This window comes from Microbacterium sp. HMH0099 (assembly GCF_049384025.1).
Lineage (GTDB): Bacteria > Actinomycetota > Actinomycetes > Actinomycetales > Microbacteriaceae > Microbacterium.
This window is the reverse complement of sequence record NZ_JBMRJR010000001.1, coordinates 57,005-80,590: the sequence shown is the minus strand read 5'-3', so window position 1 is coordinate 80,590 and position 23,586 is coordinate 57,005. Positions and strand designations below refer to the sequence as shown.

The following is a 23,586-nucleotide window of genomic DNA, read 5'->3' as shown; positions in this document are numbered from 1 at the left end:
ATGACCCTGCGCTCCCGTCTGCTCTCGCCCGCCGGCATCGCCGCGCTCGCCGGCACCGCGCTGTTCCTCTTCGTCGCCCTGCTCGGACCGGTGCTCTTCGTCGGCGCGGCCGAGACGTCGAACGTCCCCGAGCGGCTGCTCGCCCCCAGCGCAGCGCACCCGTTCGGCACCGACGACCTCGGTCGCGACATCTTCGCCCGCGTCCTCGTCGCCGCCCGCGTCTCGCTGCTGCTGACCCTCGGGGCAACGCTCGTCTCCACCGTCGGCGGCATCGCGTACGGTCTCGTCGCGGTCATCCTGCCCCGGCACGTCCGGCGTCTCGCGACCGGCCTGCTCGACATCCTCCTCGCCTTCCCGTGGCTGCTCATGGTGCTGTTCTTCACCGTCATCTGGGGCGCCAGCGCGATGAGCGCCATGTTCGCGATCGGGATCTCCGGCATCCCCTTCATGGCCCGTCTCGTCTACAACCTCGCCTCCTCCGTGTCCGGCCGCGACTACGTCCGCGCCGCCCGCGTCGTGGGCGTCGGGCCGTTCGGCATCCTGGTCCGGCACATCCTGCCGAACATCGCCAACCCGCTCTTCGTCAACGCCGCCGCCACCGCGAGCGTGACCCTGCTGTCGTTCGCCGGGCTCTCGTTCCTCGGCCTCGGCGTGCAGGCGCCCGGATACGACTGGGGCCGGCTGCTGCAGGACGGCATCACCCGCATCTACGTCAACCCGCTCGCGGCCATCGGCCCCGGGATCGCCGTCGTCCTCGCCGGCCTGGTCTTCACCTTCGTCAGCGAGGCGCTCGCCGGCGGCGGGAACGGACTCCGGGCCGTGGGACGCCGGGCCGTGGGCGCCGTCGCCCCCCTCCGGCCCGCGGCGTCCCCGGCGCACCGCGCCCCGATCGCCGCGGACGCGCCGATCGCGGAGGTCGCCGACCTGCGCGTCGCGTTCGGCACCGCGGACGGCGGCGAGGTCGAGCGCGTCCGCGGCGTCAGCGTGCGCATCGCCCCCGGCGAGGTCGTGGGCATCGTGGGCGAGTCGGGGTCCGGCAAGTCGCTCACCGCGATGGCGCTCGCCGGGCTGCTCGGCGCCGACGCCCGCATCACGACGACGGCGCACACCTTCCACGGCATCGACATGACGCGGCCCCTCACGGCCGCCGACCGCTCCGTCCTGGGCGTCGAGCTCGGGATGGTCTTCCAGGACCCGCTGACCTCGCTCAACCCCGCCCTCACGATCGGCCGGCAATTGACCGAGGTGCCCGAGGTGCACCTGCGCCTGTCGCGGTCGGAGGCGCGCGAGCACGCCGCCTTGGCCCTGGAATCCGTGGGCATCCCGGACGCGCGTCGCCGGCTGTCGCAGTACCCGCACCAGTTCAGCGGCGGCATGCGCCAGCGCGCCATGATCGGGCAGGCGCTCACCGGCCGCCCGCAGCTGATCATCGCGGACGAGCCGACCACCGCCCTGGACGTGACCGTGCAGCGTCAGGTGATGGGGGTCCTGCGCACCGCTCAGCGCGAGACGGGCGCGGCAATCGTCTTCATCTCGCACGACATCGCGCTCGTGTCCGCGTTCTGCGACCGCGTCCTCGTGATGAAGGACGGGGTCGTCGTGGAGGAGCTCGACGCCCAGCGCATCCGCGAGGACGCGACGCACCCGTACTCGCGGGCGCTCGTGGCGTGCCTGCCCGACATGACGTCCGACCGCACCCGGCCGCTTCCGGTCATCCCGCCGGAGCTGGCCGCGTCCGCGCTCGCCGAGGAGGTGGGGGTGTGAACGCCCTCGAGATCGACCGCCTGTCCGTCCGCTACGGGCGGACCACCGTCGTCGACGACGTCTCGCTCGCGGTGCCGGCGGGACGGACCCTCGGCCTGGTCGGCGAGTCCGGCTCCGGCAAGAGCACCATCGCGGCCGCCGCGGTGGGTCTCGTCCCGCTCGCCGGCGGCGAGATCCGCGTCGGCGGGATCCCCGCCTCGGGGCGCGGCGCGGCGGCGCGCGGGGCCCGCCGGAGCCTGCAGCTGGTGTTCCAGGACCCGTTCTCGGCGCTGGACCCGCGGATGAGCATCGGCGACTCCATCGCGGAGGCGCTGCGGGCCACCGGCCGGTCCTGGTCGCGGGACGCCCGCGTCGCACGGGTGCGGGAGCTGCTCGACCTCGTCCACCTCGATCCCGACCGGGCGGGGGAGCTGCCGGCGGCGTTCTCCGGCGGCCAGCGGCAGCGCATCACGATCGCCCGGGCGCTGGCGGGGGAGCCGTCCGTCCTCATCGCCGACGAGGTCACCAGCGCGCTCGACGTGTCGGTGCAGGGCGCGGTCCTCAACCTGCTGCGGGAGCTGCAGGAGCGGCTGGGCCTGTCGATGCTCTTCATCTCGCACAACCTCGCCGTCGTCCGCTACGTCAGCGACGAGATCGCGGTGATGCGTCACGGCCGCATCGTCGAGTCCGGACCGACGGAGCAGCTGCTCGACGCCCCCGCGGCGCAGTACACGCGGGACCTCCTCGACGCCGTGCCCGTCCTCGGCGTCCGGATGGCGGACGGATGAGCCGCCGGGACGGGCGCGGGAGGGATGCCGTGAACGACACGACCGTCGCGGTCCTCATGGCCGCGGTGTGCGGCGCCGCCGTCGTGGCCGGCGCGGTCGAACGGACGTGAGTACGGCCGCGTCCCCGCCGCCCGGTGACGCGTCGCCCGCGGACGGGGACGACACCGCCGCGCTCCGCCGGCCCGACGACACCGCCGCGCTCCGCCGGCCCGACGACACCGCCGCGCTCCGCCGACGCGCGGGGGAGCTGGCGGCGCTCTTCGCCAGCGCCCGTGAGCTGGCCGCCGTCCGCGACGCCGACGCCGTGCTGGAGCGGCTGGTCGAACGCGCGCAGGAGCTCCTCGCCGCCGACGTGGCGTACTTGTCGGAGTTCGACGACGGCGACGGCACGCTGCGGGTGCGTCAGACCCGCGGGGTCGTCTCCGGGGCGCTCCGCGACCTCGTCGTTCCCCGTGGGCGCGGTCTCGTCAGCGCCATCGCCGAGTCCCGTCTGCCCCGCGCGGTGCGCCGCTACGACAGCGTCGCGGCGGACCGGCACACGTCCGGCATCGACGCCGCGGTGGCCGCCGAGGGGATCGTGTCGATGCTCGGCGTGCCCCTGCTCTCGGAGGTCCGCGTGCTGGGCGTGCTGTTCGTGGCCATGCGCCGCGAGCGCACCTTCACCCCCGACGACATCGCGCTCCTCGCGGCGCTGGCCGACCACGCGTCGGTCGTGCTGCAGACCGCCGCGGCCCTCGCCGACGCCGAGCTCCAGGCGGAGCGCGCCCGCGCCGCGGCGGCCGCGCTGACCGCGCACGTCGCCGCCCGCGACCGGGCCAATCGCGTCCACCGCGAGCTCGTGGACGCCGTCCTGGCCGGGGGCGGTCTGGCCCCGGTGGCGCGGACGCTCGCGGCGGGGCTCGAGGCCCCCGTCGTCATCGTCGACGCCGACGGCGCCGTCCGTGCGAGCGAGGGCGACCGGCCGCCCGACACCGCCGCCCCCGCCGTCCGGGCGGCCGTCGTGCGGAGCCGGACCGACGGACGGGCGGTGCGCACCCCGGATGCCGCCCTCGTCACCGCCGTCGCGGCCGGTGCGCGCTCGTTCGGCGCCATCGTCGTGGGGGCGTCCGCACGCGAGCTCGACGACGTGGACCTGCGCACGATCGAGCGTGCCGGTCAGGTGACGGCCCTGCTGGCGCTGTCGGAGGAGGCGGTGGCCGCCGCGGATCATCGCCGGCGGGCGGACCTGCTCGTCGAGCTCGTGACCGCGGCCCCGGCGCGGCGCGCCGATGTCGCGGACGCCCTGCGGAGGTCCGGTGTCGACCTCGGCCGTCTGCGCGCGGCCACCGCGTTCGACGTCGATCGCCTCGGACGGGCGGAGGCCGCGCGCGTGATCGCCCGCGAGCTGGGGGAGGGGGCGCTGGTCGCCGAGCTCGACGGCCTCGTGCTCGCCCTCCACGACGCGCCGTCGGACGCGGCCGTGCGCCGTCGTGTCCGCGCCGCCCTCGACGTCCCGGTGCTGGCCGTGACCACCGGCGGCGCCGACCGCGACCCCGTCCGGGCGACCGCGGACGTCCGTGCGGCCGCGGGCCTGGCCCGCGCGCTGGACCTGACCGACACGCTCGTGCCCGCCGACGACCTGGCGCCCTACGCGGCCACGCTGACGTCGGACCGGCGCGCCCTCTCCGCGTTCCTCGACGGAGCCCTCGGCGCGGTCCGCCGCCACGACGCGGAGCGCGGCAGCGACCTGCTGACGACGCTGCGCGCGTTCGTGCGGAACGGCGCCAGCCCCACGCGCACGGCCCGAGCGCTCACCTTCCACACCAACACGATCCTGCAGCGGCTCGAGAAGCTGGACCGTCTGCTGGAGGACGGCTGGCGGGAGGACGAGCGCTTCTTCCGGCTGTCCACGGCGGTGCGCCTCGACGAGCTGCGGGACCGGCTCGCGGGACAGCGCGATGGGTGACCGGCACATCGCCGGCGGCATCCGGTGTGCTCTGCGTCCGTGTCCGTCCGCCCGCGCCCTTTCTAGCCTCGAATCGGGGCCGCGACGCGCGCGGCGCCCCGCTCGAGGAGGAGCCCCCGTGTCGACCACCAGCCGCCTGCCCGGACTCCGCGACCACGCCCCCCGGGATCGGCGCCGCCTCGTCGCCGACGCCGCGGGAGTGGACCCCGACGACCTCGCCGCGCTCGACCCCCAGGACGGTCTCACCGTCGCCCGGGCCGACCACATGGTCGAGAACGTCATCGGCATGATCGGCGTACCCGTCGGGGCGGCCACCAACTTCACCGTCGACGGCGTGGACCGCATCGTGCCCATGGCGACCGAGGAGCCGTCCGTCGTCGCCGCGGCCTCCAACGCGGCGCGCATCGCCCGCACGACGGGGGGATTCTCGACCTCGTCCACCGGCGACGTGATGATCGCGCAGATCCAGATCCTGGATGCCGTCGACCCCGAGGGGACGCGCCTGCGTCTCCTCGAGGCGCGCGACGAACTGCTCGCCCTCGCCGACGCCCAGGACCCGGTGCTCGTCTCGTTCGGCGGCGGGGCGCGGGACGTCTCCGTCCGCACGCTCCCCACGCGGACCGGCACCCAGGTCGTCCTGCACCTGCACGTCGACGTCCGGGATGCCATGGGCGCCAACGCGGTCAACACCATGGCGGAGGCGATCGCCCCGCGCGTCGCCGAGATCGCCCGGGCCCGCACGCTGCTGCGGATCCTCACGAACAAGGCCGACCTGCGCCTGACCCGCGCGCGGGCGGTCTTCCCCGCCGATCTCCTCGGCGGCGCGCAGGTCGCCGCCGACATCGAGGCGGCCAGCGCCTTCGCCGAGGCGGACCCGTACCGCGCGGCGACCCACAACAAGGGCATCATGAACGGCATCACCGCCGTCGTGCTCGCCACCGGCAACGACACGCGCGCCGTCGAGGCCGGCTGCCACTCCCACGCCGCCCGCTCCGGGCTCTATCGTGCGCTCTCCCGATTCGAGAGGGATGCCGCCGGCGACATCGTCGGCACCATCGAGGTGCCCCTCGCGGTCGGTCTCGTCGGCGGCGCGACACGTGCGCACCCGGCCGCGCAGGCCGCGGTCCGCCTGCTCGGCGTGACCACCGCGCGGGAGCTCGCCGCGACGATCGCCGCCGTCGGCCTCGCCCAGAACCTCGCGGCGTGCCGGGCGCTCGCCGCCGAGGGCATCCAGCGAGGGCACATGACCCTGCACGCCCGCACGATCGCGGCCAGCGCGGGCGCCGCCGTCGACGAGATCGGCGAGGTCGCGGCGCGCATCGTCGCGGACGGCCGCATCCGCGTGGAGCACGCCCGCGACGTGCTCGCCGAGGTCCGCGCCGCCCGGGTGCCGCGATGAGCGCTCCCGCGCCGCGGTCCCGCCCCGTGGTCGTCCCGAGGGAAGGGATGCCGGCCGAGGTCACCGTCTTCGAGGTCGGTCCGCGCGACGGCCTCCAGGCCGAGACCGACGTCGTCCCCACGGCCGTCAAGGCGCAGCTGTGCGCCCGGCTCTACGCCGCCGGGGTCCGCGCGCTGGAGGTCACGAGCTTCGTGCCCCCGTCGTGGGTGCCGCAGCTGGCGGACGCGTCGAGCGTGGCGGCATCCCTCGCTCCCCCTCCCGGCGCTCGCGCCGTCGCCCTCGTGCCCAACCGCCGCGGACTCGACGACGCGGTCGGCGCGGGGTTCCGCGAGGTGTCGGTGGTCGTCACCGCGACCGAGTCGTTCGCCCGGGCCAACCTCAACACCGACCGGGACGGGGCGATCGAGCGCGCCCGTGCGGTGGCCACGGAGGCCGTCGCGGCGGGGCTGGCCGTGCGCGGCTACGTCTCCATGGCCTTCGGTGACCCGTGGGAGGGCGACGTCGACATCGCCGCGGTCCGCGCGGCCGCCGCGGCGCTGCACGACGCGGGATGCCGAACGGTGGCCCTCGGCGACACCATCGGCGTCGCGACCGCCGGGCACGTGGATGCCGTCATCGACGCGGTCGCCGCCGCCGGCGTGCCCCGCACGGCGCTCGCCCTGCACCTGCACGACACATACGGCCAGGCCCTCGCGAACGTGCTCGCCGGACTCCGCGCCGGGGTGACGGAGTTCGACGCGTCCGTCGGCGGGCTCGGCCGCTGCCCCTACGCCCCGGGCGCCACCGGCAACCTCGCGACCGAGGATCTCGTGTGGATGCTCGAGGGCCTCGGCATCCGCACCGGTCTCGACGTCGTCGCCCTCGCCCGCACGAGCGCGTGGCTCGCGGAGAGGCGCGGCCGGCCCCACGCCTCCCGCGTCGCTGCCGCCCTCACCCGCCCCGGCGCCGCGAGGGAAAGCCGTGACTTGTCGCAAATGCACGCCGCGGGGGCTCCTGCGCGTACATCTGCGCCAAGTCAGCGCTCCGAGGATGCTTTATTGGAAGGCGATGACGTGTCGCAGATGTACGCCGCGGGGGCTCCTGCGCGTACATCTGCGCCAAGTCAGCGCTCCGAGGATGCCCCAGTGGAAGGCGATGACGTGTCGCAAATGCACGCCGCGGGGGCTACTGCGCGTACATCTGCGCCAAGTCAGCGCTCCGAGGATGCCTCATTGGAAGACTGCGACAAGTCAGCGCTCCGACGGGGCTTCGCCCGCAACCCCGACGAAGGAGACTTCCGCATGAGCACGCCCCTCGGACCGACCACCGGAGCGCTCGCCGGGGTGCTCGTGCTCGACCTGTCCCGCGTGCTCGCCGGACCGTACGCCGCGCAGATGCTGGCGGACCTGGGCGCGACGGTGATCAAGGTCGAGAACCCGCGCGACCCGGACGTCTCGCGCGGCTTCCCGCCGTACCTCACCGACGGCGACGACGAGTTCAGCGCCTATTACGCGCAGTACAACCGCGGCAAGCTCGGCGTGGGCCTCGACCTCACCGCCCCCGGCGGGACCGCGACCCTGATCGATCTCGTGCGCCGCGCCGATGTGCTGGTCGAGAACTTCCGCCCCGGGACCATGGACAAGCTCGGCGTCGGCTTCGACGTGCTGCGCGCGGTCAATCCGCGTCTGGTCTACGTCGCCGTGTCGGGTTACGGCCAGACCGGGTCGCGCAGCCGCCGCCCGGCCTTCGACAACACCGCGCAGGCCGCGGGCGGCATGTGGTCGATGAACGGCTACCCCGGCCAGGAGCCGGTGCGCGTCGGCGTGACCATCGGCGACCTGTCCGCCACGCTGTTCGCCGTGGTCGGCGCCCTCGCCGCCCTCCGCCACGCCGAGCGGACGGGGGAGGGGCAGCTCGTCGACGTCGCGCAGGTCGACAGCGTCCTGGCCCTCACCGAGACGGCCGTCGTCGACTACACGGTGCGCGGGGTCGAGGCGACGCCCTCGGGCAACGAGCATGCCTGGGTGCGCCCGTACGAGCTGTTCGACTGCGCCGACGGACAGGTGTTCTTCGGCGCGTACACCGACAAGCTGTGGCGGGCCAGCTGCGCGCTCTTCGGCACGCCCGAGGTCGCGGACGACCCCGAGATCGACACGATGCGCAAGCGCTTCGAGCCCGACGTCTACGCCCGCCGCGTGAAGCCGGTCGTCGCGGGCTGGCTCGCCGGGCGGACCAAGGCCGAGCTCGAGGCGATGGCCGGCGACGTCATCCCCCTCACGGCGATCAAGACGATCGGCGAGGTCGTCGACGACCCGGGCACCGCCGAGCGCGACATGATCGTCGACGTCGACTACGGCCCCCTCGGCATCCTGCGCATGTTCGGTCAGCCCATCAAGCTCAGCGCCACCCCGGCGGCCCCCGGCCGCGTCGCCAACCGGCTGGGCGAGCACTCCACGGCGGTCCTCACCGGCATCGCGGGGTACGACGACGAGCGCATCGCAGAGCTCCGGGAATCGGGCGCGGTCGTATGAGCACGACCCGGACGGAGACCCTGGATGCCGCCCGCCCCGAGGCCTACCGCGGCACCTTCGCCCCGCGTGACGCGGTCCTGGCCGACGGCGACCCGCTGCCGCCCGGGTGGGAGGCGGTGTTCTTTCCCTTCGCCGCGCCCCTGAACGACCTCCGGCCCGACGGCACGCCCGCCCGCGACGGCATCCTCCCCGAGACCGACCTGCCCCGTCGCATGTACGCCGGCGAGGACACCGTCTTTGCGGCCGCGCTCCACGTCGGCGACCGGGTGACGCAGACGGCGCGGGCCGGCCGCATCCAGGAGAAGACCGGGGCGAGCGGTCGCCTGGTCTTCGCCGACATCGAGCGCGAGTTCGTCGTCGACGGGGAGGTGCGGGTGCGGTCGGTGTGGCACGACGTCTTCCTGGAGCAGGCCGCCGGTCCCGGCCGGCCGCCGCGCACCGACCCGCTCGCGGCGGCGGAGGCCGCCTGGGTGGAGGAGGTCCATCTCGACGCGCGTCAGCTCTTCCGCTTCTCGGCGCTGACGTTCAACACCCACCTCGTGCACTACGACCGGCGGTGGGCGCAGGAGGTCGAGGGACTCGACGACCTGCTCGTGCACGGCCCGCTGCTGCGGCTGCTGATGGTCGACGCCGCGCGGCGGCGGACCCCCGACCGACGCGTGCGTGCGCTGCGCGTGCGGATGACGGCACCCGCGTTCGTCGACACGACCCTGCGGCTGTGCGGCGACGCCGACGCGACGCGGGTCGTCGCCCTCGGTCCGGGCGACGTGGTGCTCGCGACGGCGGAGATCGACGCCGCGCCCGCCGTCAGTCCAGGCGGGAGTGCTCGCTGAGGCGGTGCCAGGTGCGGTTGTGGTAGACCAGCGCGTCGCCCGGTGCGCCCGGCTCCAGGTCGCGTTCGACGTCGACCTGCAGGGCCTGGGCGGCGATGACCGTCGAGCCGCCGGCATCCATCCGGCTGACGATCCGGCAGCGCAGCCACGCCCGCACCCCGTGGTAGACCGGCTCGCCCGTGGGCAGGCGGGACCAGGCGTCGGCGTCGGCGAAACGGTCGATGCCGCTCGTCGCGCCGGCGCGGGCGAGGGAGATGTCCTCGGCGTCGAGCAGGTGCACGACGATCGTGTCGGCGGCGATGATCGTGGGCGTCGCCGACGAGATCGCGGAGACCGAGAAGATGAGCAGCGGCGGATCGGCGCTCACCGACGACACCGATGAGGCGGTCAGCGCGACCGGCCCGTTCTCGCCGAAGGCGGTGATGACGGCGACACCGCCGGGGTGCCCGCGGAACGCGCGCTTGAAGTCGTCCGCGGACACCGTGGTGCCGATGGCCGGAGTGCTCTCGTCGTGCGCGTGCGGTAGCGAGGTCATGTCTACGACGGTACGCGCTGTCGGCGGTCGCGGCTCCCCGGGACGAAACACTCCGACACGCGCGGGTCCCCCCTGGCGATAAACGCTCCGTGCACCGAGAAACGCGCGCACCCGGCGTTTCTCGGTGCAGCGAGCGTTTATCGGCGGGAGGGAACGCATGCAGAGAACGAGGAACGGACCCGGGATGCCATGGCATCCCGGGTCCGTCCGAGACCGACGACGGCTCAGCTGAGCAGCGGCACCGCTCCGACGAGCACGCCGACGGCGAGCATCACCAGCGACACGATCGTCGCGCGCCACAGCACCTTCTTGTGGTGGTCGCCGAGGTTCACCCCGGCCAGCGACACGAGCAGCAGGATCGCGGGGACGAGCGGGCTCTGCAGGTGCACGGGCTGTCCGGTGATCGACGCGCGGGCCATCTCGACCGGCTCGATGCCGTAGGCGGTGGCGCTCTCGGCGAGGACCGGGAGGATGCCGAAGTAGAACGCGTCGTTCGACATGAAGAACGTGAAGGGGATCGACAGCACACCGGTGATGACGGCGAGGAACGGGCCGAGCGACGACGGGATCACCTGCGTGATCCACTCCGCCATGGCCGTGACCATGCCGGTGCCGTTCAGGACGCCGACGAGCACGCCGGCGGCGAGCACCATCGAGACCACGCCGACGATGCTCGGCGCGTGCGCCACGATCTCGTCGGCCTGCGACCGGAGCTTCGGGAAGTTCACGATGAGGGCGACCGACGCGCCGACCATGAAGACGAAGGCGAGCGGGAAGAGGTCCATCACGAGCAGGACCATCACGGCGAGGGTCAGCGCGAGGTTGAACCAGATGAGCTTCGGGCGGAGCGTCGCGCGGTTCGGGTCGAGCATCGTGTCGGCCATCGCGGTGTCGGACGCCTCCACCAGCTCCGGGGCGGCGACGGCGCCGCGGCCGCCGCGGACGGTGACGATGTTGCCCGTGCGCAGCGAGGCGAGGGCGCCCGGCTTGTGCTCGGCGCCGCGGAAGATCCTCGGGGCGCCGAGGCGTCCGAAGCCGCCGGGGCCGTCGAGCTTCGAGGTGTCGACCGAGCCGGCCAGGCGACGGCGCTCGGACAGGCCGAGGAACCAGGCGAACGCCAGCGCGACGACCAGGCCCGCGCCCAGCGAGGGCAGCATCGGGACGAACACGTCGGTGGGCTGCAGGCCCAGGGCGGTGGCGGCGCGGACGGTCGGACCGCCCCACGGGACGATGTTCAGCGTGCCGTTCATCAGACCCGCGACGCACGTCAGAACGACCGGGCTCATCCCGAGGCGCAGGTAGATGGGCAGCATCGCGGACGTGGTGATGATGAACGTCGTCGACCCGTCGCCGTCCAGCGAGACCGCGCCGGCGAGGATCGCGGTGCCGAGCACCACCTTGGCGGGGTCGTCGCCGAGCAGGCGGGTGATGACGCGGATGAGCGGGTCGAACAGGCCGACGTCGATCATGATGCCGAAGTACATGATCGCGAACATCAGCAGCGCGGCGGTGGGCGCCATGTTGCCGATCGCGTCGATGACCATGTCGCCGATGCCGAACCCGGCGCCGGCGATCAGCCCGAAGATCGTGGGCACCACGATGAGCGCGACCATGGGGGTCAGGCGCCGCGTCATGATCAGGGCCATGAACGACAGGATCATGAGGAATCCCAGGGCGACGAGCACGCCGTCGGCGGGCGTATAGGCCACCGGGTACTCGACGGCCTCGGCCGAGAGGATGAGGGGGGTCATCGCGACTCCTTCGTCGTGGACGGGCGCGAGCGTCGCGCATCGATCTCCGGATGCTAGGGATGCCGCTCCCTCTCTCGCGCGCTTGCTCGCATTGCTCCGCGTTATGCGCGTACCGTGTGTTCTGCGCATTTCGCGCAGCGCCGGCGACGGCCGCGACCCGCCGACCGGAGGAGGTGCCCCGTGCGATTCGCCACGCGGATGCTCGTCGTGCAGGTGGCCACGCAGATCGTCGTCGTCGCGGTCTGCGCCGCCGTCTTCAGCTGGCTCGGGGTCCAGCAGCTTCGCGCCGAGGCGGACTCGTCCGCGCTGAACATCGCCCGCTCGGTCGCCGACTCGCCCCAGGTGCGCGCGCTCGTCGCCGACTTCTCCGCCGACCCGGGCACACCCGACCCGGCGGACCTGCGCGACGGCGTCCTGCAGGAATACGCCGCCGACGTCACCGACCGCACCGCGGGACTCTTCGTCGTCATCACCGACGACCACGGCATCCGTCTCGCCCACCCCGATCCGAACCGCCTCGGGCAGGTGGTGAGCACGAGCTTCGCGGACGCGCTCGCCGGACGCGAGGTCGTGACCTGGGAGACGGGGACGCTCGGCGAGTCCGCGCGGGCGAAGGTGCCGGTCTACCCGCCCGACGGCGACGTGCCCGTCGGCGAGGTGAGCGTCGGGTTCGAGCGGGCGAGCGTGTTCGACGACCTGCCCGCGCTCCTCGGCGGCATCGCCGTCGCGGTCCTCGCCGCCGTCGGCATCGGCGCCGTCGTCGCCCTCCTCATGCGCCGGCGCCTCGAACGGCTCACCCTCGGCGTGCAGCCCGAGGAGCTCGTCGCGCTCGTGCAGACCCAGACCGCCGTGCTCGAGAGCGCCGACGAGGGCGTGGTGGCCATCGACGACGCCGGCGTCGTCCGCGTGTGGACCGCCCCGGCGGAGCGGCTGCTCGGTCGCGCCGACGCCGTCGGTCGGCCCGTCGACGAGCTCGGCCTCCCCGCCGCCGTCGCCGCGGCCCTCCGCGAGGACGGCGCCGAGTCCGGGCTCCCCGTCGGCGAGCGCGTCGTGTTCATCGACGTCCGCCCGGTGCGCCGCGGCGGACGCCGGCTCGGCCGCGTCGCCGTCGTCCGCGACCGGACCGACGTCGCCGCCCTGTCCGGGCGGCTGGACAGCGTCCGCGCCCTCGGCGACGCCCTCCGCGTGCAGCGCCACGAGAACGCCAACCGGGTGCATGCGGCGGTCGGACTCCTGGATGCCGGACGCACCGACGAGGCGCGGGCCTTCCTGGCCGAGCTGGTCGATCGCGGCTCCGTCGACTGGGCCGTCCCCGGGATCGACCTCGTCGGCGACGCCATGCTGCAGTCCTTCCTCGGGGCGAAGGCGCTGTCCGCGCGTGAGCGCGGCGTCGCGCTGCGGGTCGCGGACGACACCTGGCTCCGCGGGACCGTCGACGACGTGGAGGACGTCGTCGCCGTGCTCGGCAACCTCATCGACAACGCCGTGACCGCGGCGGCATCCGGTCCCTCCCCGCGCGAGGTCGAGGTCGCCGTGCTCGGCGACGCCGACGCGGTCGTGCTCAGCGTCGCGGACACCGGCGGCGGGATCGCCGACGTCGACGCGGCCTTCGCCCGGCGGGCGGACCGGGACGACGACGGGGACGCCGTCCACGGCCGCGGGATCGGCCTTTCGCTCTCGCGCGAGTTCGCCCGGCGGCGCGGCGGCGACGTCTGGATCGCCGACCCGGGCGGCGACGGCCACGGCGCCGTCGTCGCCGCCCGCCTGCCCGGTGTGCTCACCCGACCGTCCGAGGAGGACGCATGACCGACATCCGCGTCCTCGTCGTCGACGACGACTACCGCGTCGCCGGACTGCACCGCGACGCCGTGGCATCCCGTCCCGGATTCACCGCTCTCGACCCGGCCCGCACGGTGGGGGAGGCGCGCGCGGCGCTCGCCGCCCACGCGCCCGACCTGCTGCTCGCCGACCTGTACCTCCCCGACGGGGACGGGATCGAGCTGGTGCGGTCGGCGGGGATCGACGCGTTCGTCCTGTCGGCGGCGACGGATGCCGCGACCGTCCGGCGGGCGTTCGGGGCCGGGGCCCTGGCGTATCTGGTGAAGCCGTTCGACACGCGCGTGCTGGCCGAGCGGCTGGAGCGCTACGCCCGGTACCGCAACCTCCTGTCGTCGACACGGCCGCTCACGCAGGACGACATCGACCGCGCCGCGGCGATGCTCCGCGGCGAGCGGGACGGCGCGTCGATCGCCCGGTCCGCGACCGAGCAGTCCGTGCTCGCGGCGCTCGGCGACGACGAGGCGTCGGCGTCGGAGGTGGCGGAGCGCATCGGAGTCTCGCGCGCCACCGCGCAGCGGCACCTGACAGCGCTCGCGGAGCGGGGCGTCATCCGGGTCGGGCTGCGGTACGGGACGACCGGTCGGCCGGAGCACCGGTTCCGCGCCGGCTGAGCCGGCATGTCCCCCTTTGTGCAGGTTGTGCCGGCCGGAGTCGCACAAATTGGGACACGCCTGCTGGGCGGGGGCGGCTGAGCCGGCGGAGTGGGGTGGGCATGTCCCACTTTGTGCAGGTTGTGCCGGCCGGAGTCGCACAAATTGGGACACGCCTGGGGGCGGTGCCGGCTGCGGCGGAAGCGCGGGTGGCGCGGACGAGTCGGCGCCGCGGGGCGGGGAGGGGACGGGATGCCGGGGCGGTGGCATCCACGTGGGAACGCTCCCAGAAATCCGACTGGTGAGACTGCACTGTTAGCCCTAACATACTCGGAGAACCATTCGCCGGGCCGCCCTCCCGGTGAGCGCGAGCACGTCGCGCACGGTCCGGATTCTGCAGTGACGCAGAAAGGAACGATGATGTCCCGACTTCGTAAGGCGGTCGCCCTCAGCGCGACCGCCGCCGTGATCGCCAGCGGGCTGGCGGTGATCGCCCCGACAGCCGCCTCCGCGGCATCCGCCCTCGACTCCGCCACGGTGCTCGACCTGCCCTTCGACGACGCCCTGACCGACGTCGGGCCGAACAAGATCGCCACCTCGATGCTGCGCGGCCAGGCCGCCTATGTCGCCGGCATCGACGGGCGCGCCCTGAGCCTGACCGGCGACGACGCGGTGAGCCTCGGCACGAGCGCCGCCCTCCAGCCGCAGAACCTGACGCTGTCGTTCTGGTTCAAGCCGGACGGCGCGATGGGGACCGGGGAGCAGGTCTTCACCTGGAACAAGGGTGCCTACAACACCGCCGGGTGGTACCTCACCGCCGAGAACGCGAACACGCCGCTGGCGCTGTCGATCGGCCCCGCGAACCAGCAGCCCTACAAGGTGACGGTCAACGGCCCCCGCGACGCGTTCTTCCCCGCGGGGGAGTGGACGCACGTGGTCGTGACGTACGACCAGGCCTCCAAGGCGGTCACCTTCTTCCGCAACGGCGAGAAGCAGGTGTCGTCCGTCGCCTTCCCGGCCGAGGGATCGGCGACCGGCGTCATCACCTCCGAGACGACGACCACCAAGTCGATCGGCTTCAACGGCCCGCAGTACAACGGCGCCTACGTGCGCGGGGCCCTCGACGACTACACGCTGTACGACGCCGTCGCCACGACGGAGGACGTCGTCGCCCTCACCCAGGCCAACAACCCCGCCTTCGATCCCGCCGACGTCGCCGGCCGCGCGCTCGAGCAGGTCACGGTGCCCGCCAGCGCGTCGACGAGCTTCGGGCTGCCGACCACGGGATCCAACGGCAGCACCTTCACGTGGACCTCCTCGAACCCGGCGGTCATCTCGATCGACGGCGGTCAGGCCACCGTCACCCGGCCGAAGGACGCCGCCGCCACCGTCACGCTGACGGCGACCGCCCGCTACGCGGGCAGCACCCCGCGCACCAAGACCTTCCCGGTGGAGGTCGCCCCGCAGGGTGTGGCGACCTCGATCTACGTCGATGACACCGACCTCAACGAGGTCCTGGTCACCGACCCCTACCTGCAGAACAGCAACGCCAAGATGGTGGACTGGCTGCTCACGCTCGACCCGAAGCGCTTCCTCTACTCGTTCGACCAGCTGGCCGGCATCCCCACGACCGCGCAGCCGTACGGCGGATGGGAGCGCACCACGGGGGCGCGCTTCCAGGGCCACTTCTTCGGTCACTTCATGTCGGCGCTGTCGCAGGCGTACTCCACCGAGACCGACGCGGGCCGCAAGGCGCAGCTGCTGCAGAAGCTCACGACGGCGGTCGACGGCCTCGCCGCCGCGCAGGCGGCCTACGCGCAGCGCGACGCCGCGAACGCCGGCTACGTCGCGCCGTTCCCGGTGTCGTACCTGCCGCACGGCAGCGACGGCCTCATCGTGCCGTTCTACAACCTGCACAAGGTGCTCGCCGGTCTCATCGACGCCCACCAGTACGCCCCGAAGGACGTCGCGGACAAGGCGCTGTCGGTCGCGAGCGGCTTCGGCTCCTGGCTCAACGTCTGGGGCTCGCGTCAGGCGAACCCCAGCGCCCTGCTCAGCACCGAGTACGGCGGCATGAACGAGGCGCTGTACGAGCTGTACGCCATCACGGAGAACGACCAGCACAAGAAGGCCGCCGAGCTCTTCGACGAGGTGCAGCTGTTCCGTCAGCTCGCCGCGAACCAGGACGTCCTCGCCGGCAAGCACGCCAACACCACGATCCCGAAGCTGGTCGGCGCCCTCAAGCGCTACACGGTGTTCACCGACAACCCGGCGCTGTACGCACGTCTGACGGATGCCGAGAAGTCCGACCTCGACATGTACCGTCGCGCCGCGGAGAACTTCTGGCAGATGGTGGTCAACGACCACTCCTACATCGGCGGCGGCAACAGCTACTCGGAGCACTTCCAGCAGCCGGGCACGCTGCACGAGTTCGCCACGAACGGCATCACCAACGGCTACGGCGAGCAGTCCACGGTCGAGGGATGCAACGAGTACAACATGCTCAAGCTCACGCACGGCCTGTTCCGCGTGAACCCCGACGTGAAGTACGCGGACTGGTACGAGAACACCTACATCAACACGATCCTCGCGTCGCAGAACCCGGAGACGGGCATGATGACGTACTTCCAGCCGCAGACGGCCGGGTACGCGAAGGTGTTCGGGCGTCCCGTGGACGAGTTCTGGTGCGACCACGGAACGGCGACCGAGAGCTTCACCAAGCTCGGCGACTCGATCTACTTCCGCAAGAGCTCCTCGGTCTACGTCAACATGTTCCGGTCGACGGTCTTCTCGTCCGAGCCGCACAACATGAAGCTCACCCAGACCGCGGACATCCCCAACACCGACACGGCCACCTTCGTCGTCGAGGCGCTGGACGGCGGGACGCTGGCGGAGGGCACCACCCTGCGCCTGCGCGTGCCGTCGTGGTCGCCGAACCCGACGCTGACCGTCAACGGCCAGACGCGTGACGTCGCGGCGGCCACCGACAAGGGCTACGTGGTCGTGCCCGTCGCGGCCGGCGACCGGATCTCGTACACCCTGCCCGCCAAGGTGCAGGTCGAGGCCGGCACCGAGAACCCCAACTGGGTGGCCTTCCGCTACGGCCCGGTCGTCCTGTCCGCGGAGCTGAACCGCACCAACGTCGAGGCCACCAGCCCCGCCGGGATCCTCGTGCGCATGAGCACCGCCGACAAGTCCGTCACCAACAGCGTGCGCGTCGCTGACGTGGAGGCCTTCAAGAAGGACATCGAGAAGAACCTCGTCCGCCGCCCGAACGGCGCGGACAACAACGGCCGCACGGTGATGAAGTTCGGTCTCCAGAACGTGGATGCCGCCTCCGCGGCGCTGACGTTCGAGCCGTACTACAGCATGTACAACGCCCGGTACGCGCTGTACATGAACCTCATCCAGCCCGACTCGGCCGAGGCGCAGGCCCTCATCAAGACGGAGAAGGAGAAGCTGCGCATCGACGAGATGACGGTGGACGCCCTCACGTCGTTCGACAACAACAACAGCGAGGCGGGCAAGAACTACAAGTTCAACCTCTCCTCCGTCGGCGCGCACCTCGGCCAGCAGTACCGCGACGGCCAGCGCTCGGCCGAGGCGTTCTTCCAGTACGACATGGCCGTCGACCCGTCGGCGCCGAAGAACTATCTGGGCGTCCGCTACTTCGGCGGTGACGACGGTCGCACGTTCGACGTCTACATCAACGACGTCAAGCTGAAGAGCGAGCGGATCACCAACGCCAACGGGGCGAACTCGTTCTACGTCCAGTACGACGAGATCCCCGCGTCGGCGCTGGCCGACATCGCGGCGAAGGACAGGTACAAGCGCGACCAGGCCGGGAACTACGTCCTCGACGAGGCCGGGAACAAGATCCCGATCATCACGGTGCGCTTCCAGGGCACGGGCGCGAGCTTCGTCGGCGGGGTCTTCGGCGTCTACACGACCACGACCACCTCGTTCGCGACGGACGCCGACCTCAACGCGCTGACGTTCGACGGCGGCACGCTCAGCCCGACGCTGGCCGACGGCACGTACGACTACACCGTGACGGTGCCGCGCGACGCCACCACGGCGACGTTCGACGCTGACCCGGCCACCCCCAGCGGCCTGGTCTACCTCGGCGACATCCTCATCGACGACACCCAGAAGCGGACGGTCCCGCTGGCCGCCGACGGGGCGACGACGGTGACGCTGCGGTCGGTCGCGCAGGACCACACGACGTCGAAGACGTACCGGGTCCAGATCGTGCGGGCCACGGCCCCGGCCCTCAAGGTCGAGGCGACCGCGTCCACGCGGTGCGTGTCGGGCCGCGTGGTGCTGACGGTCACCGTGAAGAACCCCAGCACGGTGCCGGTGTCGCTGCGCATCTCGACGCCGCACGGCGAGAAGACCGTCACCGGTCTCGCCGCCGGGAAGTCGACCAGCCAGGCGTTCACCACCCGTCAGGTGCGGATCGGGGCCGGCCAGGCCACGGTCACCGCGACCGGCACCGTCGACGGGAAGGACGTGACCGCCACCCAGACCGCGGCGTACACCGCCCGCAGCTGCGGCTGATCCCCACCCGGGTGGGTGACGCGCGATGCTCACCCACCCGGGCCAGCCGCACCGACGCCCCGAGGCCCGCCCCCAACGGCCTCGGGGCGTTCTTCGTGCGCGCGGGCGGGGCGGGGCCGGCCCGGGCCGCGGGCCGGGTCCGCAGGGCCGGCGCGAGCGGCGAGATCACGTGATCTCCTCGAGCTCGTGCGTTCTCGCGCCCCCGGACGTGTGCCCTCGCCGAGATCGCGTGATCTCCACGGCGGGCGGGCGGGGGCAGCGTGCGGCGAGGGGGGGTCAGGCGCACCAGTCGGGGCGGGTGCCGGGCACCTCGGCCACGACCTCGCCCGTCGACAGGTCGACCACCGCGGACGTGCGGCCGAGCCACTCCGCGCGCGTCGGATAGCCGTCGATGACGGCGTCGTCGGCGACCGTGCCGACGGCCGCGTGCCGACCGCTCGGCGACACGCAGACCTCCTCTATCCGGGCGTCGGCGTCGGCGTCGAACACGCGCCGGACGACGCCGCCCGCGCGACGGTCGACCGTGTCGGCGGTCCAGGCGATCGACGTCTCGGGCGACAGCAGCAGCGACCCCGCGGCGAGGTCGTCCGACGCGTCGGTGCCGGCCGGCGTCGTCGTCGCCGTGGTGAGGTCCAGCACGGTCGTGCCCTCCGGCGTCTCGACGACGAGCGAGGTGGTCCCCGGCAGCACGCCGCGCAGCGTCCCGACCTCGCCGAGCAGGCGCGGGGCCGCGACCCCGGTGGCATCCACCAGGCTCATGGTGCCCGTCGGGGCCTGCGCGACGAGGTACGTGCTGCCCGGCACGAAGAACCACGCGTCGGCTTGGAGCGGGATGCCGTCGACGCCGAGGACCGCCTGCGCGGCGGCGTCGGGGTCGGCGGGGTCGATCGTGAAGAGGGTGCTGAGGTGCTGCTGTCCGTCCGTGCCGGAGCCGGTGAAGACGAACCCGACGCGCCCCGCGTCGGCGGAGCTGCGCAGCAGGCCGAGGGTGCCGTCGCCGGGGAGCGCGAGCGGGGTCGTCGAGAGGCCGTCGCCGCCGTGGACGAGCGAGGCGCGTCCGGTGTCGTCGAGGACGGCGGCGACCACGCCGGCGCCGTCGTCGGTGTACTCCTGGATCCGCGGCGCCGCGAGGACGGTGGTCTCCTGGCCGCTCGACAGGTCGTGGCGCACGATGCGGTCGTCTCCGCCGTCGCGGGCGAACGCGCCGCCGCGGACGAGGGAGGTCACGGACAGCGACGGGGTCGTGAAGGCGAGCTCGGCGGCATCCACCGCTCCCGTCGTGCGGCTGCGCAGGGCCGGGACGATGAGGCGGTAGTCGCGGGCGAAGTCGACCGTCCCGGGGAAGGTGACGCGCAGGGAGGAGCCGGACACGTCGACGTCGATCGGCACCTCCGGTTCCACGCGCACCCCGTCGGCGCTGCGTCCGTCGAGGGGCTGGTCGGCGCGCAGGACGAGGGTCACGCCGGAGCGCTCCACGAGCAGGTCGGTGTCGCCGTCGATCCCGCGCACGCGGGGTCCGCGCTCGAGGGCCGCGGCGCCGAGCGCGACGCTGACCGCCGTCAGGCAGGACACGACGGCGACGCCGGCGAGGGTGAACCGCCGGCGGGCGGAGGGGGCGCGCCGCTCAGGAGAGGTAGGGGTCATCGGGCTCCTCCACGACCTCGACGGCGTCCGGATGCAACAGGGTCGCCCCTGCGACGTCGGCGAAGGTCCCCGTGACGCGCACCCACGATCCGGAGGCCAGACCGTCCGGCAGGTCCGCGGCGACGACGGGCACGGCGAACAGCTGCGCGTCCACCGTGCAGCAGGTGACGGCGTAGCGTCCCAGACGCGCCGACCCGTCGTCGCCGACGAGGACGAAGGCGGTGATGTCGGCCTGCTGTCCGACGAGGTCGTCGGCCGTGGCGCCGCCGCCGAGGATGGTGGCCCAGTCCCGCACCGAGAACCCGGTGGGGTCGCTGCCGAGGAGCGCGGGGCGGGGCACGTCGCCGCTGCCGTCGGCCGCGGTCGCCGTCGTGAGGGCGCGCTCCGCGCTGAGGGTGGCGGGCGGGACGACCAGGAGGGCCACGGTCGCGGCGACGACGAGGGCGGCGAGGCCCGTCGCCGAGACCCGTCCGCGGACGGTGCGCCACAGGTGGGAGGGATGCCGCTCCGCCCGGCCACCGTGAGCGTCGGCGCCGTGGTCGTGCTGGTGGTCGTTCTGGTGCTCGTGCGTGTGGTCGTGGTCGTGCCCGTCCTCGGTCCCGCCGCGACCGCCCGCCGCCGCGTACCAGACCGACGCGAGGAACAGCCCGGCGCCGAGCACGCTGAGGACGACGGTGAAGAGCACGTACCGCGGGTGGATGTAGAGGGTGAGGTCGCCGGTGACGGCCAGCGCGAGCGTCGCGATCAGGCCGACCGCGCACAGCGCGAGTCCGGCCCAGCGGGAGAGGAGGTCAGACAAGGGCGTTCACCGCCAGTCCGAGGGTGAGCGCGCCCAGGGCGACGACGAGGGTGACGCCCGCCAGCGCGCGGACCCGGAACGTCGTCGACAGCATCACGAGCATCTTCACGTCGATCATCGGCCCGAATACGAGGAACGCGACCAGGGCGCCCGGCGAGAACGACGACGCCAGCGACAGCGCGAAGAACGCGTCCACGTTGGAGCAGATGGCGATGACGAACGCGAGGAGCAGGAGGGCCAGGATGCCGTAGACCGGATGCCCGCCGATCGACGTGAGCGTGTCGCGCGAGACGGCCACCTGGATGAGGCCCGCCACGGCGGCGCCGAGGAACAGCGCCGGCAGCATGGCCGAGACCTCGCTGCGGAACAGGCCCGCGGCCCGACGGAGGGTCGGGGCCGAGGTCGCCGAGGACGCGCTCGCGCACGCCGCGGCCCAGACCGGGGTGAGCAGGCGGTCCGGGTCGGGGTGCAGGCTGACGAGCCAGCCCACGAGGTTGGCCAGGACGAAGCCGCCGACGAGGCGGGACACCAGGATGCCGTCGTTCCAGCCGAACGCCTGGTACGTGGTGATGAGGGTGACGGGGTTGAGGATGGGGGCGGCGAGCAGGAACGTCGCCGCGTCGGCGACCGAGAACCCGCGCACCATGAGTCCGCGGGCGAGGGGCACGTTGCCGCACTCGCACACGGGCAGCACGACGCCGAGGAGCGACAGGACCGCGCGCCGCGCGAAGCCGGCGCGGGGGACGACGGCATCCATCACCCGGGTCGGCACCCAGAGCTGCACCGCGATCGAGACCATGACGCCGAGGAAGACGAACGGCAGCGACTCGACGATGACGCTCGCCGCGAGCGTGACACCGTCCGACAGGGCGCTCGGCAGCGGGGAGTCCGCGTCGATGGAGACGGCCCGCACGAGGACGGCGGCGGTGAGCACCGCCCCCACCGTCAGGAGGATCCGTCGCGCGCGCGGCGTCGCACCGGCGCGCGGGGGCGCCGGGGTCGGGCGGGTCATCGTGGTGGGCATCGTCGCTCTCCTCGCCGGGGGAGCTCGTCGCGGCCCGGGGTCTCGCGGCGGCGCTCCCGCGTCGCGATGGAGTTATGTTACCGATAACGCTCGACCCCGGCAACGCGCCCGACGGTCTCTCCGCCCGCGGCTCGGCCGGTCGGGGGAGCGGGGGTGGGTGTGTCCCACTTCGTGCAGGTTTCGCCGGCCGCAGTCGCACATTTCGGGACACGCCTGCGGGACCACCGGCGATCCCGGCCATGCGGGGCGCGATTCGTGCACCGGGGCGGTCGATGGTCGCCCCGTGCACGGCTCGCGCCCCGTACGCCGGCCGGGATGCCTCAGGCCTCGAGCACCAGCCATCCCCGCGGCGGCAGCGCGGCGCGGCCGTCCGCCACCGCCCCCTCGCCCGCGACGACGGTGACCCCGTCCGCGACCGGCAGAGAGGCGGGGGCGTCGTCGATGTTGAGCGCGACGACGACGGCGTCGTCGCCGACGGCGGTCCGCAGGGACAGGGCCGTGTTCGTCACCTCCACGACGTCCGTGTGTGCGCGCCACAGCCACGGCTTGCGGCGACGCAGGGCGATGAGCGCGCGATGCGCGTCGAGGATGCGCAGCGCGGACGGGTCCAGCTCGTCGTCGCGCGGCGGGGCGGCGGGGAACTCCGGCCGCACCGCGTCGTCGCCGCCGACCCGCTCTTCCTTCACGCCCGTCCAGCCCAGCTCGTCGCCGCCGTACACGGACGGGGTGCCCGCGACGGTGAACAGCACCGCGAGCGCGTGCGGCACCAGGTCCGGGCCGATCGCCGAGGCGATACGGGTCACGTCGTGGTTGCCGACGAAGGTCTGCGGCACGAACGTGGCCAGCAGCTGGTCGTTGCGCTCGACCGCGTGGCTGAGCTCGAAGAAGTTGCGGTCGGCGATGCCGTGCCAGATCCCCTGCCACAGCTCGTACTGGGTGAGCGCGTCGATCGTCGACGTGCGCACGATGTCCGCGGCCTCGCCGTGGATCACCTCGCCGAGGAACCACGCGTCGGGGAACCGCTCGCGCACCCGGGGCAGCACCTGCGCCCAGAAGTCCGCGGGCACCGCGTAGGCGGCATCCAATCGCCATCCGTCGACGCCCCGTTCGAGCCAGTGGCACATCACGTCGACGACGAGGTCGACGACCGCGGGGGAGGAGTGGTCGAGCGCGACGAGCGCGTCGTGGCCCTCGAACACATCGGCCTCGACGCGGCCGTCGACCCGCCGGGCGCGGAAGAGCCCCGGGTCGTCGCCGCCGTCCGCGAACGCCCGGAACGCCGGGTGGCCGCGTCCGACGTGATTGAACACCCCGTCGAGCAGGACCCGGATGCCGCGCGCGTGCGCCCCGTCGACGAGACGGCGCAGATCGTCCTCGTCGCCCAGGCGGGGGTCGATGCGGAAGTGGTCGACCGTGTCGTAGCCGTGCGTCTCGGCGGCGAACACGGGGCCGAGCAGGAGGCCGTTCAGGCCCAGGCCGATCACGTGGTCCAGCCACGGCTCGAGGCGGTCCAGCCGGTGCTCGGGAGCGGCATCCGGGTCCACGTCGTCGCGGATCGGCGCCCCCACGAACCCCAACGGGTACACGTGCCACCACATGACGTGCTCGGGCCAAGCGGGCATCGGG

Annotated in this window: 15 protein-coding genes; 9 read left to right on the top strand and 6 right to left on the bottom strand. The window is 73.3% G+C overall.

The window, feature by feature from the left end:
- The 6 genes from ACO03V_RS00300 to ACO03V_RS00275 all read left to right on the top strand — a co-directional run bounded on the left by ACO03V_RS00300 (window position 1) and on the right by ACO03V_RS00275 (window position 9,218).
- Entirely contained in the window at window positions 1–1,764 is a 1,764-nt protein-coding gene (locus ACO03V_RS00300; RefSeq protein WP_423136166.1) for a dipeptide/oligopeptide/nickel ABC transporter permease/ATP-binding protein, read from the top strand.
- The gene (locus ACO03V_RS00295; protein WP_367732945.1) at window positions 1,761–2,531 is read left to right on the top strand and encodes an ABC transporter ATP-binding protein; all 771 of its coding nucleotides are present in this window, start codon (window positions 1,761–1,763) and stop codon (window positions 2,529–2,531) included. Before ACO03V_RS00300 ends, ACO03V_RS00295 begins: the two co-directional genes overlap by 4 nt.
- A gap of 106 nt (window positions 2,532–2,637) precedes the next feature.
- A complete protein-coding gene (locus ACO03V_RS00290) occupies window positions 2,638–4,476 on the top strand; it encodes a helix-turn-helix domain-containing protein (protein WP_423136165.1) in 1,839 nt (612 codons plus the stop codon).
- A 118-nt stretch (window positions 4,477–4,594) separates the two neighbouring features.
- On the top strand, window positions 4,595–5,875 hold the full coding sequence (locus tag ACO03V_RS00285; protein WP_423136164.1) for a hydroxymethylglutaryl-CoA reductase, degradative: 1,281 nt from the start codon (window positions 4,595–4,597) through the stop codon (window positions 5,873–5,875).
- On the top strand, window positions 5,872–8,385 hold the full coding sequence (locus tag ACO03V_RS00280) for a hydroxymethylglutaryl-CoA lyase (RefSeq protein WP_423136163.1): 2,514 nt from the start codon (window positions 5,872–5,874) through the stop codon (window positions 8,383–8,385). The genes ACO03V_RS00285 and ACO03V_RS00280 overlap by 4 nt, the downstream gene beginning before the upstream one ends.
- Window positions 8,382–9,218, top strand: coding sequence for a hypothetical protein (locus ACO03V_RS00275; protein WP_423136162.1), 837 nt, complete (start codon window positions 8,382–8,384; stop codon window positions 9,216–9,218). The genes ACO03V_RS00280 and ACO03V_RS00275 overlap by 4 nt, the downstream gene beginning before the upstream one ends.
- Here the strand turns inward: ACO03V_RS00275 and ACO03V_RS00270 are convergent.
- Window positions 9,193–9,753 carry a flavin reductase family protein gene (locus ACO03V_RS00270; protein WP_423136161.1) on the bottom strand — a complete coding sequence of 187 codons (561 nt, stop codon included), beginning with the start codon at window positions 9,751–9,753 and terminating at the stop codon, window positions 9,193–9,195. The two genes, ACO03V_RS00275 and ACO03V_RS00270, sit on opposite strands and share 26 nt — an antisense overlap.
- Window positions 9,754–9,977: 224 nt before the next feature.
- Window positions 9,978–11,504, bottom strand: a complete 1,527-nt coding sequence (locus ACO03V_RS00265) for a CitMHS family transporter (RefSeq protein ID WP_367732959.1) — start codon at window positions 11,502–11,504, stop codon at window positions 9,978–9,980.
- 198 nt (window positions 11,505–11,702) lie between these two features.
- On the opposite strand from ACO03V_RS00265, the gene ACO03V_RS00260 reads away from it, so the two are divergent.
- From ACO03V_RS00260 to ACO03V_RS00250, 3 genes are all read left to right on the top strand, one after another.
- On the top strand, window positions 11,703–13,310 hold the full coding sequence (locus ACO03V_RS00260) for an ATP-binding protein (RefSeq protein ID WP_423136664.1): 1,608 nt from the start codon (window positions 11,703–11,705) through the stop codon (window positions 13,308–13,310).
- Entirely contained in the window at window positions 13,307–13,954 is a 648-nt protein-coding gene (locus ACO03V_RS00255; RefSeq protein WP_423136160.1) for a response regulator, read from the top strand. Before ACO03V_RS00260 ends, ACO03V_RS00255 begins: the two co-directional genes overlap by 4 nt.
- A 399-nt stretch (window positions 13,955–14,353) precedes the next feature.
- A complete protein-coding gene (locus ACO03V_RS00250) occupies window positions 14,354–18,493 on the top strand; it encodes a beta-L-arabinofuranosidase domain-containing protein (protein WP_423136159.1) in 4,140 nt (1,379 codons plus the stop codon).
- A 276-nt stretch (window positions 18,494–18,769) separates the two neighbouring features.
- Here the strand turns inward: ACO03V_RS00250 and ACO03V_RS00245 are convergent, their stop codons facing one another.
- From ACO03V_RS00245 to ACO03V_RS00230, 4 genes are all read right to left on the bottom strand, one after another.
- A complete protein-coding gene (locus ACO03V_RS00245) occupies window positions 18,770–20,137 on the bottom strand; it encodes a hypothetical protein (protein ID WP_423136158.1) in 1,368 nt (455 codons plus the stop codon).
- Window positions 20,118–20,936 (bottom strand): DUF1980 domain-containing protein, encoded by an 819-nt coding sequence (locus ACO03V_RS00240; RefSeq protein ID WP_423136157.1) that lies wholly within the window; start codon window positions 20,934–20,936, stop codon window positions 20,118–20,120. Before ACO03V_RS00240 ends, ACO03V_RS00245 begins: the two co-directional genes overlap by 20 nt.
- Window positions 20,929–21,960, bottom strand: coding sequence for a permease (locus tag ACO03V_RS00235; protein ID WP_423136156.1), 1,032 nt, complete (start codon window positions 21,958–21,960; stop codon window positions 20,929–20,931). The genes ACO03V_RS00240 and ACO03V_RS00235 overlap by 8 nt, the downstream gene beginning before the upstream one ends.
- 320 nt (window positions 21,961–22,280) lie before the next feature.
- A complete protein-coding gene (locus tag ACO03V_RS00230; RefSeq protein WP_423136155.1) occupies window positions 22,281–23,582 on the bottom strand; it encodes an alpha-amylase family protein in 1,302 nt (433 codons plus the stop codon).
- Window positions 23,583–23,586 lie beyond the last annotated feature (4 nt).

What these genes read in the sequence shown, in the direction of transcription:
- ACO03V_RS00300 (WP_423136166.1), top strand. Translation starts at nt 1, where the DNA reads ATGACCCTGCGCTCCCGTCTGCTCTCGCCCGCCGGCATCGCCGCGCTC.
- ACO03V_RS00270 (WP_423136161.1), bottom strand. Translation starts at nt 9,753, where the DNA reads ATGACCTCGCTACCGCACGCGCACGACGAGAGCACTCCGGCCATCGGC.
- ACO03V_RS00280 (WP_423136163.1), top strand. Translation starts at nt 5,872, where the DNA reads ATGAGCGCTCCCGCGCCGCGGTCCCGCCCCGTGGTCGTCCCGAGGGAA.
- ACO03V_RS00265 (WP_367732959.1), bottom strand. Translation starts at nt 11,504, where the DNA reads ATGACCCCCCTCATCCTCTCGGCCGAGGCCGTCGAGTACCCGGTGGCC.
- ACO03V_RS00260 (WP_423136664.1), top strand. Translation starts at nt 11,703, where the DNA reads ATGCTCGTCGTGCAGGTGGCCACGCAGATCGTCGTCGTCGCGGTCTGC.
- ACO03V_RS00255 (WP_423136160.1), top strand. Translation starts at nt 13,307, where the DNA reads ATGACCGACATCCGCGTCCTCGTCGTCGACGACGACTACCGCGTCGCC.
- ACO03V_RS00250 (WP_423136159.1), top strand. Translation starts at nt 14,354, where the DNA reads ATGTCCCGACTTCGTAAGGCGGTCGCCCTCAGCGCGACCGCCGCCGTG.
- ACO03V_RS00235 (WP_423136156.1), bottom strand. Translation starts at nt 21,960, where the DNA reads ATGCCCACCACGATGACCCGCCCGACCCCGGCGCCCCCGCGCGCCGGT.
- ACO03V_RS00275 (WP_423136162.1), top strand. Translation starts at nt 8,382, where the DNA reads ATGAGCACGACCCGGACGGAGACCCTGGATGCCGCCCGCCCCGAGGCC.
- ACO03V_RS00230 (WP_423136155.1), bottom strand. Translation starts at nt 23,582, where the DNA reads ATGCCCGCTTGGCCCGAGCACGTCATGTGGTGGCACGTGTACCCGTTG.
- ACO03V_RS00245 (WP_423136158.1), bottom strand. Translation starts at nt 20,137, where the DNA reads ATGACCCCTACCTCTCCTGAGCGGCGCGCCCCCTCCGCCCGCCGGCGG.